General features: G+C 59.0%; 11 protein-coding genes. 8 read left to right on the top strand and 3 right to left on the bottom strand.

Going from position 1 to position 16,023, the window contains the following annotated elements:
- Window positions 1-76 precede the first annotated feature (76 nt).
- The 3 genes from J3U88_RS04240 to lpdA all read left to right on the top strand — a co-directional run bounded on the left by J3U88_RS04240 (window position 77) and on the right by lpdA (window position 6,033).
- Window positions 77-2,818, top strand: coding sequence for a 2-oxoglutarate dehydrogenase E1 component (locus J3U88_RS04240; RefSeq protein ID WP_207857032.1), 2,742 nt, complete (start codon window positions 77-79; stop codon window positions 2,816-2,818).
- A gap of 414 nt (window positions 2,819-3,232) precedes the next feature.
- Window positions 3,233-4,477 carry a 2-oxoglutarate dehydrogenase complex dihydrolipoyllysine-residue succinyltransferase gene (odhB, locus tag J3U88_RS04235; protein WP_207857031.1) on the top strand — a complete coding sequence of 415 codons (1,245 nt, stop codon included), beginning with the start codon at window positions 3,233-3,235 and terminating at the stop codon, window positions 4,475-4,477.
- A 152-nt stretch (window positions 4,478-4,629) separates the two neighbouring features.
- Entirely contained in the window at window positions 4,630-6,033 is a 1,404-nt protein-coding gene (gene lpdA / locus J3U88_RS04230) for a dihydrolipoyl dehydrogenase (RefSeq protein ID WP_207857030.1), read from the top strand.
- A 631-nt stretch (window positions 6,034-6,664) separates the two neighbouring features.
- Here lpdA and J3U88_RS04225 read toward each other — a convergent pair.
- Both J3U88_RS04225 and J3U88_RS04220 read right to left on the bottom strand, forming a co-directional pair.
- Window positions 6,665-7,291, bottom strand: coding sequence for a hypothetical protein (locus J3U88_RS04225; protein WP_207857029.1), 627 nt, complete (start codon window positions 7,289-7,291; stop codon window positions 6,665-6,667).
- 184 nt (window positions 7,292-7,475) lie between these two features.
- Entirely contained in the window at window positions 7,476-8,126 is a 651-nt protein-coding gene (locus J3U88_RS04220; RefSeq protein ID WP_207857028.1) for a hypothetical protein, read from the bottom strand.
- Window positions 8,127-8,464: 338 nt separating this feature from the next.
- Between J3U88_RS04220 and J3U88_RS04215 the strand changes: the two genes are divergently transcribed.
- Both J3U88_RS04215 and J3U88_RS04210 read left to right on the top strand, forming a co-directional pair.
- Window positions 8,465-9,091 carry a DUF2062 domain-containing protein gene (locus J3U88_RS04215; protein WP_207857026.1) on the top strand — a complete coding sequence of 209 codons (627 nt, stop codon included), beginning with the start codon at window positions 8,465-8,467 and terminating at the stop codon, window positions 9,089-9,091.
- Entirely contained in the window at window positions 9,060-9,827 is a 768-nt protein-coding gene (locus J3U88_RS04210; RefSeq protein WP_207857024.1) for a hypothetical protein, read from the top strand. Before J3U88_RS04215 ends, J3U88_RS04210 begins: the two co-directional genes overlap by 32 nt.
- Window positions 9,828-9,947: 120 nt before the next feature.
- Here the strand turns inward: J3U88_RS04210 and J3U88_RS04205 are convergent, their stop codons facing one another.
- On the bottom strand, window positions 9,948-10,787 hold the full coding sequence (locus J3U88_RS04205) for a hypothetical protein (RefSeq protein ID WP_207857022.1): 840 nt from the start codon (window positions 10,785-10,787) through the stop codon (window positions 9,948-9,950).
- Between the two features lie 1,229 nt (window positions 10,788-12,016).
- On the opposite strand from J3U88_RS04205, the gene J3U88_RS04200 reads away from it, so the two are divergent.
- From J3U88_RS04200 to J3U88_RS04190, 3 genes are all read left to right on the top strand, one after another.
- Entirely contained in the window at window positions 12,017-12,796 is a 780-nt protein-coding gene (locus J3U88_RS04200; protein WP_207857020.1) for an aldose epimerase family protein, read from the top strand.
- Between the two features lie 152 nt (window positions 12,797-12,948).
- Complete coding sequence (locus J3U88_RS04195; RefSeq protein ID WP_207857018.1) at window positions 12,949-13,653, top strand: redoxin domain-containing protein; 705 nt, start codon at window positions 12,949-12,951, stop codon at window positions 13,651-13,653.
- Window positions 13,654-13,693: 40 nt separating this feature from the next.
- Window positions 13,694-15,457: a sigma 54-interacting transcriptional regulator gene (locus tag J3U88_RS04190; RefSeq protein WP_207857016.1), complete on the top strand. Its 1,764-nt coding sequence runs from the start codon at window positions 13,694-13,696 to the stop codon at window positions 15,455-15,457.
- The last annotated feature ends 566 nt before the right edge of the window (window positions 15,458-16,023 follow it).

Raw genomic sequence — 16,023 nt, 5'->3', positions numbered from 1 at the left:
CATCGAAAAACGGCCTGATTCCATCCATGCGCCCAACACGGCCCAGGTTCCTCAGCAATGTTCTGAAAGGCATGGGATGGATACGACTTACGCCAACCGCTTTAACTTAAAGTACATGGAAACCATGTACGCTTCATATCTCGAAAACCCCGACGCTGTAGACCCTAGCTGGCGCTACTTTTTCGACGGCGTCGCTTTTGCTTCGCAACACCCATTGAACCCCGCCGGCGAGGGCGGCGAATCGTCAACCGGTTACAAAATGCAGCGCTTGCTGCGTGCCTACCGCAAATGGGGCCACTTGTACGCCAAGCTGGATCCGCTCGACTTGGATCAGGAAGCACCGACCCTGAAACCCACGGATTACGTGGCCTTCACGGATGCCGAAAAAAGCAACCCGGTCCCCACCTTGGGGTTTTTGCCCGAGCCGCACACGGCCTTTGAAACCATGATCGCCGCGCTGGAACGCACCTATTGCGGCACCATCGGCATTGAGTACACCCACGGCAGCGATCCCGAGCGGGAACAGTGGTTCCAGGAACGCATCGAACCCAACCAAAACCAACCCCAACTGGATCTGGCCACCAAACGCGGGATTCTGCAGCGCCTCAACGCGGCGGAATTGTTCGAGCGTTTTCTCCACACCAAGTACGTGGGCCAAAAGCGTTTTTCTTTGGAAGGCGCGGAAAGCCTGATCCCCTGTCTGGCCGAATTGCTGGAATCGCTCGGCGGTTTGGGCGCGGAAGAAGTGGTGATCGGCATGCCGCACCGCGGTCGCCTGAACGTGTTGGCCAACATCATGGGCAAAACCTATGCGGAGATTTTTACCGAATTTGAGGACGATCCAGCCCATACCATCCAGGGCGCGGGCGACGTCAAGTACCACAAGGGTTTTGTCAGCGACTTTGAAACGCGCGCGGGTGCAAAGATCCACATCAACCTCGCCGACAACCCCAGCCACCTCGAAGCGGTGACCCCGGTCGTCCAGGGCCAGGTTCGCGCCCACCAATCGCTGCGCAACGACGAAAACCGCGGCAAGGTGGTCCCAGTCCTCATTCACGGCGATGCCAGCTTCGCGGGCCAAGGTATTGTGAGTGAAACCCTCAACATGTTTAAGCTGGAAGGATTTAGCACCGGCGGCACCATCCACATCATCGTGAACAACCAAATCGGTTTCACGACCGAGCCGCGCGACTCGCGCTCCACCAAATACAGCAGCGATGTGGCCCGCCAAATCTTGGCGCCGGTTTTTCACGTCAACGGCGACGATCCCGAGGCATTGGTCCACGCCATCCGCATTGCCGCGGAATTCCGCCAAACCTTTCACCACGACGTGGTGATTGATTTGGTGTGTTACCGCCGCCACGGCCACAACGAGGGCGACGAACCCTCCTTCACCCAGCCGGTGATGTACGGCGCCATCAAACCCCATCCTTCCGCCCGAAAAATTTACACGGAAGCACTGCTTCAGCGCGGTGATGTGGAAGAAAAGGTTGCGCGCGAGCTGGAAGCCGAATTTACCGCCACGCTGCAAGACCATCTCGAATCAGCGCGCGGCGGTAATGTCACCAAACAGGCGCCACCCGTGGGCGACCACTACCACGCCCACCGCGGCACCGAATACGCCGACATGTTCGCACCGGTCGCAACCCAGGTAGCGGAGAAAACCTTGCGCGATCTTGGCGAACGCCTGGCCGCGCTGCCGGATGGGTTTAACATCAACCGCAAAGTGAAGCGGGTGTTGGACGAACGGCTGCGTCAGCTCCAAGCCGGTGAGGGCATCGACTGGGGCAACGCCGAACATCTGGCCTTTGCTTCCCTCGTCAACGAGGGCATCCCCTGCCGATTGACCGGCCAGGACGTCAAACGCGGCACCTTCTCCCACCGTCACGCGGGTTTGTTTGACAGCAAAACCGGCGCGGAACACGTACCGCTCAAACAGCTGCACCCGCAACAAGCCGGCTTCAAAATTTACAACAGCCATCTCAGTGAACTGGCGGTGGTGGGTTTTGAGTTTGGTTACTCGCTGGCCCCACCCAAGTGTTTGGTGATTTGGGAGGCGCAGTTCGGTGACTTTGTGAACGGCGCCCAAATCATCATCGACCAGTTCATCGCGGCCAGTGAAACCAAATGGCAGCGGGTCAGCGATCTGGTGATGTTCCTGCCGCACGGCTACGAGGGTCAAGGTCCCGAACATTCCAGCGCGCGCATGGAACGTTTTCTACAAATGTGCGCGCAGAACAACATGCAGGTCGCCAACCTGACCGAACCCGCCCAGTTGTTCCACATCTTGCGCCGCCAGGTGAAACGGGAATTCCAAAAACCGCTGGTGATCATGACGCCGAAAAGCTTGCTGCGCCACAAAGCCTGCGTATCGAAATTGGCGGACTTCAGCGAAAACGGCTTCCGCGAAATCATTGTGGACAACAAAAAGGTCCCGGGAGCAAGACGTTTGGTGCTATGTAGTGGTAAAGTCTACTACGATCTCCAGGAAGAACGCGAACGCCGCAACAGTGACGATGTCGCCATTGCGCGGATTGAACAACTTTACCCGCTCAAAGAAGCCGATCTGCTTGCGCTTGCCGAACAGTATGCCGATTTGGAAGACATTGTTTGGTTGCAGGAAGAACCGCAAAACATGGGGGCATGGTCGTTCATCGAACCGCGCTTGCGAGGTTTGTTTGCCGAATTGCCGATCCGCTACGTGGGTCGCGAGGCGGCGGCCAGCCCGGCGGTCGGCTCCAGCCGTGTCCATCGTCAACAACAAGAGGCGATCATTAACCGAGCACTGGTCATCGAACATCCGGTGGCCGCGGTTTAACCGAAGAGGCGCGATAAGCGTGAGGGATTTTGGCTAATGATCTGAAGCGAAATGGTTTGGAAAAAGCGGGCCGGGGTCGCGCACCCGTTGGCCCTGAGCATTTTTTCAAACCGTTGCAGCCCGGAGGTTTCGCTAAAATCACCGCGAGTTATTGCGCTGCTTAGGTTTAAGCCAACAGCGTTGCAGCCCGCGATTCCACCCTGGTCAACGGGGGAATGCAAAGATCACGGATTCGGGGCGGTCAAACGGGCATTCCCGTGGTACCCGACCGCTCCGAAACATGTTAGCATCCAGGGTCCAAACGCCTTATCCGGCCGTATCTCGCCCGCCCCATGAGGGGGCGGTCGGCGACCGAGTTCGCGTTTCTCGCACACAAACCCAAAACCTAAAAGAAGAGATGGGAGTACGGTTGGGATGAAAATCGAAATCAAAGTACCTCAAGCAGGTGAGTCCGTTACCGAAGCAATGATCAGTGAATGGTTCAAAGAAAACGGCGACACGGTCGACAAAGACGAAGCCGTCCTTGAACTGGAGACGGATAAAGCGAATATGGAACTCAACGCGGACCAGGCCGGTACCGTGGAAATTCTGGTAGAAGCCGGTGAAGTGGTCACCGTCGGCCAGATTATCGGCTACATCGACACGGAGGGCGCCGGCGCGAACAGCGCGGACCCAGCGCCCGCGGCGGAAGAAGCACCCGCCGAAGAGGCATCCGGCGAGGAGAAACCCCTTTCCCCCGCCGTGCGTCGCATCGTGGCTGAAGAAAAGCTCGATCCCAACACCATCGACGGCAGCGGCAAAGACGGCCGCATCCTGAAGGGCGACGCCCTGAAAGCGGCCCAAGCGAAAAGCGAGCCCGCGCCGGAACCGGCGGCGCCCGCGCCCAAAAAAGCGGCCAACCCCGCGCCTAAAAAGGCGGCACCCGCGCCCGCGCCGACCCCGGTCAAACGCGACGGCAGCCGCGGCGAAACCACCAAACCCATGAGCATGATGCGCCGCCGCATCGCCGAACGTCTGGTTCAGGCGCAGCACGAGTCGGCCATCCTGACCACCTTCAACGAGGTGGACATGAGCGCGGTCATGGCCATGCGGAGTAAGTACAAAGAAGCCTTCGAAAAACGCCACGGCGTGCGCCTGGGATTCATGAGCTTTTTTGTCAAAGCCTGCGTGGAAGCCCTGCGTTTTGTTCCCGAAATTAACGCCTCCATCGACGGCACCAACATCATTTACCGCGACTACCAAGACATCGGCGTTGCGGTCGGCACCAAAAAAGGCCTGTTGGTTCCCATCATCCGCAACGCGGGTGACCTGACCATGGCCGGCGTGGAAGCAGCCATCAACGACTACGCGGTCAAAGCCCGCGACGGTAAAATTTCTCTCGACGATCTCGCCGGCGGCACCTTCACCATCTCCAACGGCGGTGTGTACGGTTCGCTGCTGTCCACGCCGATTCTGAACCCGCCCCAAAGCGGCATTCTCGGCATGCACAAAATCGAGAAACGTCCGGTCGTGATCGACGACGAAATCGTCATTCGTCCGATGATGTACCTGGCCCTGAGCTACGATCACCGCATCGTCGACGGCAAAGGCGCGGTTACCTTCCTGGTTAAAGTTAAGGAAGCTTTGGAAGATCCCGCGCGCATGTTGCTGGAAGTCTAAATCGATCCCGCCGGTGCAGCCGCACCGGCTTTTCAACATCCGCCCGACGGTAAGCGCGCCGTCGGCGCTACCGTCGCGATCCGCCTCGCGGTCTGGGTCGCGGCGAGTTTTCGGTTTGCCCGCGCCGCAAACCTTGTCATACGGAGCGTGCCATGTCTCAAGAATTTGATTTCGTTGTCATCGGGTCGGGTCCCGGTGGTTACGTTTGCGCCATTCGCGCCGCCCAGCTCGGTCTCAGAACCGCCATTATCGAACGCTACGGGCGCCTTGGCGGTACCTGCCTCAACGTCGGCTGTATCCCCTCCAAGGCCCTTCTCCAGTCATCCGAACACTACCACCAGGCCAAACACAAGTTCGCCAAACACGGCATCGATTTGGCCGAGGTCAAACTCAACTTAGCCCAAATGATGGCGCGCAAGGACGAGGTCGTCGAAAACCTGACCTCCGGCATCGCCGGCCTGATGAAGAAAAACAAGATCACCCATTTCGAAGGGCACGGCTCTTTTGTTTCCGCCAAAGAGATCGCCGTCAAAAACGGCGAGGAAACCCAAACCATTACCGGCAAAACCATTGTCATCGCCACCGGCAGCAAACCGGTCGAACTCCCCTTCCTGCCCCACGACAAAAAAGACATTGTCAGCAGCACGGAAGCCCTGGCCTTTGACGCGGTACCCAAACACCTCGTCGTTGTCGGCGGCGGCGTGATCGGCCTGGAAATGGGTTCCGTGTGGTTGCGCCTCGGCGCCAAAGTCACCGTGGTTGAGTTCATGGACCGCGTGCTGCCGCCGATGGACAAGGACATCAGCAAAGAGATGCGCAAGGTCCTCAAAAAACAAGGCATGGCGTTCAACCTCAGCACCGGCGTGACCGGCGTGGAACGAGCCGAAGACGGGACCCTGATCGTTAAAGCCAAGGACAAGAAGGACCGCGAGGTGGTGCTCGAGGCCGACAAAGTGTTGGTCGCCGTCGGCCGCCGTCCCTACACCCAGGGACTCGGCCTGGAGAACATCGGCATTGAAACCGACAAACGCGGCTTTATCCCCGTGGACGACCACCTGCGCACCTCGGTCGAAGGCGTCTACGCCATCGGCGACGTGATCGGCGGCTTGATGCTGGCCCACAAAGCCGAGGAAGAAGGCGTGGCCGTCGCGGAAATGGCCGCGGGCAAACCGGGCCACGTAAACTACAACCTGGTCCCCAACGTGGTTTACACCTGGCCGGAAGTGGCCTCGGTCGGCAAAACCGAGGACGAACTCAAAGAAGCCGGCGTGGCTTACAACGCGGGCAAATTCTTCTTCCGCGCCAACTCCCGCGCACGCTGCGTCGACGAATCCGACGGCTTCATCAAGTTTCTGGCGGACAAGGAAACGGACCGCCTGCTGGGCGCCCACATGGTCGGCCCCAGCGTCTCGGAACTGATCCAAGAAGCCGCGGTGGTGATGGAGTTCATGGGCAGTTCGGAAGACTTGGCCCGCACCTGCCACGGTCACCCAACCCTCAGCGAAACCGTCAAAGAAGCGGCGCTCGCGGTGGACGGGCGTCAAATCCACAGCTAGGATGGGTTGAGAAACCTTAGATTTTGAGAGGCCGGTCCCACTTGGGGTCGGCCTTTTTTGGTTGGGGGTGCGGGTGATCGTTCGCGCCCTCTTTTCCCCGTTCCCGACTCGGATGGGCGTTCGCGCCCTGTTCTCACCAGTCCCGACATCGCCGGCGCCGCCCCTTCGGAATTTCTAACTAGGACGCGGCCTTGCCTTCGTCCTCTCTTTTCCCCGTTCCCGACGTGGACGGAGCCGCCCCTTCGGATCGGAGCCACATGCTCGTGGTGCAACGACCGGCCACCCAACGCCCTTCCAAAACAAGCTTTTTGACGCAGCAATAACCGAGGATCCGCCCCGCTGCACGGACGAAAAATAATATGTGAGATCCAGTTCCCAAAACCCTTCGAAGCGACGGCTCCATCCGGGTTCGGGTACCCATTCAAGAGGGCTGAACCGCCGCCGACGACAGAGGCCGCAAAGTCCAACCCACACCCACCACACAACCCCCGCCCCATCCTCAATCCATCCTGAAAAAAAAAGCCCCCGCGGTAACCAACCACCGGGGGGGCAACGTCTGCCTCCGAAGAACTACATCATCAGAAGGACAAGCGGACACCGCACGGGCCGACGAAGCCCAAAAAAGTGCGAGTTAGGGATATTCTTTGAGGAAGGCGTCGCTGAGCATAAATTGCACGAGCACCTTGTGTACGCGCATCATTTTGCCCCGTTGTTTGTGGGGTGGACCGCCGCGGCGGCCGAGCGGCCCAATGCCGCGTTCACGGGGACGCCGGTGCGGTGGGCGACCCGGCGGATGATCCAGATCGTGACGCGCTAAAAATGTGTTGGCTTTGGTTCGTTGTTCCTCATTCAGTAATTCGTGGAGCTGTCGGATTTCGCCGCGTTTGGCGCGGTGGAGACGATGGTGACTTTGATCGTGCTCGGCACGCAACGCGCGCAACGCTTTCTTGTCTTGCTCGCTCATGCTCCGGCCTTCTTCAAGGCCGCGACGCACCTCGGCGGCTTTTTCATCGACCGCCTTGCGGGCTTCAAGGATGGCGGGTTCGTAAATACGGTGAAGTTCATCCACGGTGGCGCGCACCGCTTTGAGCTTTTTTACCTGAGCCTCGCTGAGTTCCAGCAAGCTCGCCAATTCGGCCGCACGTTCGTTAAAGACATGTTGCTCAATCAGCGCCATGTCCGGGTTGGCATCGCGGGGCGGCGGTTGCCACCATAAAGCCGAACTTAGAACCCAAACAGCACAGGTGAAGAAGATCATAGGAGGTCCTCCGAAACCGGCATGAAACCCCGTCAGCGCTTATTAAATCGTCTCGCGGGGGGACACGCGAGCCAAGTTACAGATTGTTACAAAAAACCGGGGCCCCGTCACCGGCGCATGCGGTCCACCGGCGATTCGGCGGAAAACGCGAGTATCGAGGCCCCGAACACGTGGGAAAAACGAATCAGTTGTACTGATTGAGGAAGGCGTCGCTCAGCAATACACGGGCAATTTTGCCGTGCATGCGGTCACCGCCGCGCGGTCCGCCGTTGCGCGGTCCGCGACGACCGGCACGATCGCCGGCGGGGCCGCCCTCCTGTTCGGGACCGGCCTCGGCGCCCTCGGGTCGTTCGGGCCGATTGGCCGCCGCGAATTCACGCATCGCATCGCGCTGTTCCTCGGTTAACAGGTCGCGCAAACCGGACAGGCTGTTTTTCTGGTCTTCTCGTTTGGCGCGGTGGGCTTGGCCGACAGCTTGCTTCAGGGTACGCAAGCTGTCGCGTTGTTCTTGGGTCAGCTCGTTGCCGGCTTCAATGGACGCACGGACCGCGGCCGCTTCGTGGTCCAGGGCCTCGCGGGCCGCGTCAATACCGGGATCATGTTCCGCGGCAATCATGTCGGCCGCGGCGCGGGCCTCGCGCAACTGGGCCACTTGATCGTCCGACAAGGCCAGGACACCGGCTAACTCGGCCGCTTTCTCGTCGCGGATGTAGGCTTGGATAAAGCGCATGTCTTCGCTAGGGCTGATTCCGGGATGGTGGTGGGGTGGTTTGGCGGAAAGACTGAGAACACCGACAAAAGTAAGGGTAATCAAGAGCAAGAATTTGGTTCGCATGGGGACCTCCAGGGGTGAGCTTCATTGATTGGTGACAACTTGCGACGGCGACGGCGGCCCTGTTCGGTTGCCGGGGACGGCGGCCCCGTGTCGTGGATGGGCCTTACCATCGCCGTGTCTGTACCAGTAGACGAAGGAAGTCGCAAACCGCCTACAAGGGTTACATTCTGTTACAGCCCGACAACATTCTGTTACACAGGCCCGCCCAATAGTTGTTATGATGTGGCGGTTGTTCGGCAGGCCCGTTCCCGTTGTCGACAGCAAACCAATGGGTGGATGCCCTCGGCCGACCGAGCGTGCCATAGGCCCCACCGTCGCGGGCGGAAACCGGGTACAACATGAAGATTTTTACGCGTGCCAAAGAAGCACTGCTGCTCTCGGATACCACACCCGAGGTAACGGCACTATCGATGGCGGTCGGGGTCGCACTTGCGTTCAGTCCCCTACCCGGCCTGCAATTCGTGATTGCCATTATTTTGAACCACTGGTGGCGGCTCAACGCCATGGTCGTCATTGTCGGTATTCTTGTTCACAATCCGTGGACCTTTATCCCCATCCACCTGGGCGGCATTGTCATCGGCGACCTCATCCTCTATGGTTCGCTGGAGAGCATGGAGCATTTCCGTGCCTTTCCCTGGGGCGAAATGACCCTGTTTAATTCGTTCAGCCCGACCTGGTGGAAAACCAACTGGCCGCTGTTCATGAAATTCTTTCGGCCGTTTTGGTGGGGACACTGGGTCATGGCGGCCGTCATGGCAGGCCTCTCTTATTGGCTGACGCTCAAATTTGTACACGGCCACAACAATTACTTCCGAAACCTTCAGGCCGAATCCGAGCACGCCGATAAGGACAAAGACGATCCCCCTTCATTCGATTCAGAAGATCACGAGGATCAGGTGTCGGCGCCCGACGTCGACGGAGAGGACGCAGCCCATGGTGCAAAAACGCACGCTCGATCAGATTGACATTTACGACCACGACCTCTACAAAAACCTCAACTTGCCCCTCATCGACCTTGCAATTGACATTGTGGCCCGCAACAACACCCGGTTCACCGTTTTTCCCAACAGCAAAGGGATCGCGCGCATTATCAACCTGCTGGAATGGCAGGCACACGCGTACCACGAATACCTCGACGGGGATGGCATTTTCGTCGACCAAATCGTGCATATCGCCCTGCATCAGGCCGTCGACACCCTGACCGGCGGGCGCCACCCGGAAGGCGCCCTTTTGGCAGAGGCCTTCGCCAGCGCTTCCGACCTCTACTTACTGGGTAACATCGCCAAAACCGGCGAGGAAACCGATTTCGTGGTGGATACTATGGAGAGCCTCGGTTCTTATTACGAAATGTATGCCGACGGCGAAACCGGACTCAATGCCTTGCTCGAACAACTGCTCGCCGATCCGTTTCAAACCATGATCAACGTCGCCGATTACCTGATGCAGTTCTGCCAACCGCTGCTCTACTCCGGCTCAGTCCCCGAAATCACCGACGAAATCCAGCGCCTGGAGCAAAACGGGTTTTACCCATTGGTCCATCACTACAACACCACCAATTGGATCTTAACCATTCGCAGTCAGTATCCCCAGTGGTACCCGGACCCCGTCGGGGTCGGTACCATTAAAAAACGCCTGAGCCAAAGCGAAACCCATTTCCTCGGTTGCATTCGCGAGGTGGTTCTCGGTTTACACGAGGCGTAGGCGCCGACACCGTTGGATTGAGGAACCAAAACCCTAGCACGTGTGTGGCGCCCACCAGGGTTGGCAACCTGCCGTCCCGCCAAGAGAACCCGCGGCGGGCCCAATTCAATGGGACAGGCTTTATTTGACCGGTTCTTGCGCGGGTGTCGCCCGCCGCTGTTGCAAGGCGATGTCGTCCAGGTAGAGGGTGCCCTTGCGTTGCGCCTCGCTACAGCGCCACTTGAAGCCCTGCAGGGCGGCGAGGCTGTGCGCCAATTCGCGCGGGGGCAATCCATCCTTGGACCAGCGGAAATGGTGCTCATCCAACGGGAGACTAATCTCACGCCATTCCGTATCAACCTCAAGCCGGCGCTCCCAACCGCTGTCCCGTGAGGATCGCGCCTCAATGAGACAGACCGCAATCGACATGGGCCGATCAGCCCGGATACGGAACCGCAACAGACCGCCTTCTAAGGAGGCATGCCGCCAGAAGGCCAATTTGGCGTGGGCAAATTGCCAACCGCCGCCACCCACCTCAAAATCAAAGCGAAGATGGGGGTTGGTTTGCCTGCCGGCGACTTCCAGGTTCACGGAACCCTTCAAATCGGCGGCCCCCATCTCGGCAAACCAATACCCCATTTCACCCTGAAGATCCGAGTCACGGAAATCGTCCTTCAGCGTCGGCTGTCGGTTCCATTCCTCGAGTCGCACCAAATAAGCGGGTTTCTCCGAGTCAGCCGTTTCAGGCGCGGCAACCCGAGCCTGAACCGCCCGCGACACCCTGGGGATGTCGCGCGTGCCGTCCTCAGGCGCGGGTGGTTGCACCACAAATACAGGACCCGGCGAAACCGCGGCAGAAAGCGGCGCTCCGTCCGCCCGAAAGAAATCATCACCTGGCCGGCCACTCTGGAGACCGACCACCAACAAAAGAGTCACGCATACCATGGGTAGGCGACGCGGCCAAAAACGCAGGGCCGTCAACCCAACCCGCCTCATCGTTAAGATCCCCCACCTTTTTCTCAAAATAACCACAACCAACCTCTCGAAAAGCGAAAGGACTAGCGGCCCATACCGCTGGACACCACGGATTCTCGGGCGCTTACCACCAAGAACCCCACGTCAGAAAGAAACCGGATCAGCAAGGAATGTTTACAGGGAAGGGCGTCATAAGATGAAGGGCAAATTTTTAGAACAAGCGTTGTGGAATTATAACGGTTCTCGATTCAAATTTTCATGTTTTTCTCAATCTTGCCAAGCAGCGCGTTTTAACGATATTGCAACCCATGACAATCAAACCCCCTAGTACCAAGGGTTTGATCAACAGAAATTAAAAAGAACGCCTGCTTTGCCTACGCCGCGGCGCTCCAAAAAGCGCCTTTTGGTGATCTGAATTACGCTTCAACCTGTCCCAGGGTCACCCCACCCGCGACGGTCATACCAAGGCGGGCGACCGCAAATGCGGGCGAGCCCGTCTCCCCCCGGCTCGACAGTCAGCCCATGGTGATACAGCATGCCGCACGACCTCCCCAGGCAGCGGATTAAGCCGAAAAACACGCGGCGGTTCCGATTGGATTGACCACCCTCCGCTCGGTCACAACAAGGCACCGCCGCACCCACCGGGGAAAACACCGCTCATACATGACCCTGGCCGAGTCGCCGGCATTGAGATTGCTTCCGCTGTTCAACAAGCCGGCCGGCTCACGGCTCACGGTGTCATCTGTTCGGCGTATCCACCGAACATGGGAAGCCCATCCTCAAGACACCGCCACGCGTGTCATCAACCAACCAACACGCGTGGGTCACGCCGACTCTTCCGCCGGCCCGAACGTTTCGTCAAGATCCTCGGTTTCATCGCAAACCGCCCCTTTCGCCCGCGAACAAAGGCGCCGGCCGCACCTGACGCACAACCCGCGTTGGGCTTCGTTCCCCGGCGACAGGTACCGAAACCACGGTTTCGGCATGGGACCCTTGCCACGAAAACCTTCGGGCCGACACACCCTCCTATCCATGCGGTCCGAACCTCCGTTCGGACCGCTCTTTTTTACCGCGCCCAACCACGATGGGGTTTTACCTGTAAGGCGTCGTCTTTCCCCGCCTCCCGAAGCCAAACCCGGCCCACGGGCTGTATTGTGTTTGCATGAACCCATTTCTCTGGTAAATGAATAGGAGCGACACGATTCGCTGCTCCAGCTCTACCCTATGGAGACACTATGGATCACCTTAAATGTGGTGAGGTTCAGATTGCGATTGATCCCAGTCAGGGCGCGCGACTTGCCTCACTCCGCATCGCGGGCATGGAACTCCTGGTTCCACCAACCGCCAGTACTTTTCATTGGGGTTGTTACCCCATGGCCCCTTGGACCGGCCGTGTACGCCACGGGAAATTCACCTTCGGCGGCCGTGAATACCAACTCCCGATCACCATGCCGCCCCACGCCATCCACGGCACCACCTACAACCGCCCCTGGCGACGCGTCAACGGCGCACCGGTTTTTGAAACCGATCTAGGCCCTGACTGGCCCTTCGCGGGCCGCGTGGTGCAAACCTTCAATCTCGCGGAAGACCACCTGCGACTGCGCATGGAAATCCACAGCGACCAGCGGCCCATGCCCGCGGCGGCAGGCTGGCATCCCTGGTTTAACCGCCAATTGAGCCGCGGCCGACCCGCCAAACTCCATTTCCAAGCCCAGTCGATGTACGCCCGCGACGAGGAGCAATGCATCACCCGCGATTTGATCACCCCCACACCGGGCCCTTGGGACGACGCCTTTACCGACGTCAAGCAACCGATTGAAATCGAATGGCCGCAAGCCCTGAAACTCGGCTTCAAAGCCAATGTCAACAATTGGGTTGTTTACGATGAATGCGCCCACGCCTTTTGCGTGGAACCCCAAACCGAACCCCCCGAATCTCTGAATACTGGAACCCAAATCGTCGAGCCGGGATCTCCCCTTTGTTTGGAAGCGGAACTCCACTGGCAGGTGTTTTAGGGCTTTTTCAAAGTACCGGCCGCCACCCTTAACCCTGAACCTGGGACTTGGCTTCGAAATGTGGTTAAATGCGTCCTATTTCGGACCCAACACCGACCCCTCATGTCGTGGCGCCACGCGCGTAAAATTGCCGAGGTCCAGGGAGCGTTCGCTTGAAAACCATTATCGCCGTCACCACCTTGGGCTGGTTCCTCGCCGCGCTAGCGGCCGGCCCGCCCAACCCTGCCGTCGTGGGACCCACCGCCACCCTTGCAATTCAATCGGGTTTTGATCCCGAGGCCTATCGCTTGGAAGCCATTCGCACCGGGTTCAAAGAAATCCAGGCGTTGTATGCCGATTTCAAAATTAATGAAACCCAGCGCCGCATGCAGCAGTTGGAATCGGAACAGCCCAGCGTATTGCAAGAGCCGATCTACCAAAAGTTGAAACGCGACATGGGCGTGATTCACCGTGAGGCCGGCAATCTCAAGGGCGTTCAATGGCTGCAAGGCAAAACGGAGCTGGATGTATCTCCGCTTACCCTGGTTGTCTTCTGGGAGAGCTGGTGTCCTCATTGTCAAGACAGTATGCCCCTGATTCAAAAGATGTTTCGCAAGTACCATGTCAAGGGGCTGAACGTCATCGGCCTCACCAAAATCACCAAACCGGCCAACATGACCACCGTCATCCAATTTATTGCCGAAAACGAAATCGAATTTTCCATCGGCAAAGACCCGGGCCGCGTCTCTGAACATTTCGGGGTGAGCGGGGTCCCCGCGGCGGCGATTGTCAAAGAGGGTGTTATTATTTGGCGCGGTAATCCCGACTGGATTACCGAACAAACGGTGTTGGCCGCGCTGCAAGCGCCCACCAAGTAGCGTTCGCCCAAACAAAAATTCGCGCCATGGGATCGGTGTTGTGACCCTTTTTGAACCTCCCCAAAACCCCGAGGGAAAAGCCGCCGCCAAACGGCCGGCCCGCATTCTCCTCGTCGACGACGACCGCGTTTCGCGCCTGGTTCTCGCCAACCAATTGGCGGAAAAAGAAATGCTCATTTTTCAGGCGGGCGACGGCCACGAGGGCTTGGCCCTGTTCCATCGCGAGCGACCCGATGTGATCGTGCTGGATTACCACATGCCGCGCCTCAACGGGGTTGAGTTTTTACAGGCGTTGCAGGAGGAACCGAATAAACCGGCGGTAATCATGCTGACCTCCAGCACCGAACAGCAGGTCATTTCGGACTGTTACCGCCTTGGTGTTCACGCCTTTCTCGCCAAACCCTGCCATCCCCTGATCCTCAAAAACCAAATCAACCGCGCCTTGGCCCTGGTCCACAACGCGGCGGATCTCCAGGCCGAAATCGCAACCACCGAGCAGCAGGCCCGCCTGTTGCGCGCCGTGTTCGACAACATTCCCGAGGGCGTGATCATTCTCGATCACCAATTGCGGCTCAAGATGATTTCCGCGCGTGCCTGTAAAATTTTGAACCGCCGTCGGGAAGAGGTGATCGGCAGCGAGGTCGACCGCATCCTTGGCGCCACCTTGTGCGAAGAAACCGGGCCGCTGGGCCGCTGTGTCGCCACGGAAAGCAAGCTGGCCAGCATCCAATCGACCTTCGAAACCGACACCGGCGAGGTCATCCCGGTAGCGCTCACCATTACCCCTTTTGTGCAGGAACGCCAACAAACCGGCTGGATGCTGCTGTTTCGTGATTTGCGGCGCCGCGATCCCAACGATGGGGACGCCATCGATTCCATCCGTTTCGGCAGCATGGTCAGCGGCGACATCAAAATGAAAGAGGTCTTCGCCCTCATCGAAAAAGTGGCGCCGACCAATGCCACGGTCCTGATTCAAGGTGAATCGGGGACCGGCAAAGAATTGGTCGCCCGCGAGCTACACGAACGCGGGCCACGGGGCCGCCACACATTTTTGGCCGTAAACTGCGCGGCGATTCCCGCCGAGCTGCTGGAAAGCGAGTTTTTCGGTCACGAGAAAGGCAGCTTCACCGGTGCGCACCAGACCAAAATCGGCCGCTTCGAGCAAGCCCAGAAAGGCACCTTGTTCCTCGACGAAATCGGCGAAATGCCCTACGCGCTGCAGGGCAAACTCTTGCGGGTGCTTCAGGAGCGCAAGCTGATGCGCGTCGGCGGCAACCGCAACATCGAGGTGGACGTGCGCATCGTGGCGGCCACCAACAAAGACCTGAAGGAACGCGTCCAAAAACAGCTCTTCCGCGAGGATCTGTACTACCGCCTCGCGGTGATCCCCATCCGCCTCCCGCCCCTGCGCGAACGCATCCTCGACGTGCCCCACTTGGTGCGTTACCTCATCGAGCAATTCCGCGAGCGCGAGGGCTCACCGGTGCGATACATCTCGTCGGATGCGCTGCACCGCCTGCTGGCCCACGACTGGCCGGGCAACATTCGCGAGTTGGTCAACGTGTTGGAATACTGTTTTGCGGTATGCCGCGAGGCCACCCTGGGCACGGAACACCTACCGCGCGAATTCCAAAACCTGCGCTACAAAGCCGCGGCAGCCGGCCCGCCGCCACCGGCCAACGAAAAAGAGTTCATTCTGCGCACCCTGGAAAGCGTCAATTACCGCAAGGGCAAGGCGGCGGCCAAGCTCGGCATCAACCCATCAACGCTCTACCGAAAAATGAAAAAATACGGCCTCAGCTAATGCTTCGTCAGGCTGGTCCCCGGCGCTCCCCGAGGGAACGCACACATCGCCATCACGCTACCCTTGCCTCTGATTCGACCCGGCATTTCCCGTGGGGCGCGCACACCGCCATGACGCTATCTTTGCCTGTGATTCGACCCGGCGCTCCCCGACGGGGCACGCACACCGCCATGACGCTATCTTTGCCTGTGATTCGACCCGGCGCTCCCCGAAGGGGCGCGCACACCGCCATGACGCTATCTTTGCCGGTGGTTCGACCCGGCGCTACCCGACGGGGCGCGCACACCGCCATGACGCTATCTTTGCCTGTGATTCGACCCGGCGCTCCCCGAAGGGGCGCGCACACCGCCAATGGGGGACCACAACTAATTTTAAACGTGAGCCATAGGCGAACCTCATCAAGCTGCGTTGAAGACGCTGAGGATTTCAGCCCAGGGTAAATGGTTGCAGCGCAACCATTTACCCTGGGTCCTCTGGAGTTCCCTTCCCGTAGACGCCGGCGGCGTCGGCCCCACAACCACCAACCCCACCGCTCACGGCATCCCCCAATACAACAATCTCGCCAC

Source organism: Acanthopleuribacter pedis, assembly GCF_017377855.1.
Taxonomy (GTDB): Bacteria; Acidobacteriota; Holophagae; order Acanthopleuribacterales; family Acanthopleuribacteraceae; genus Acanthopleuribacter; species Acanthopleuribacter pedis.
This window is presented reverse-complemented; position numbering and strand designations above follow the sequence as displayed.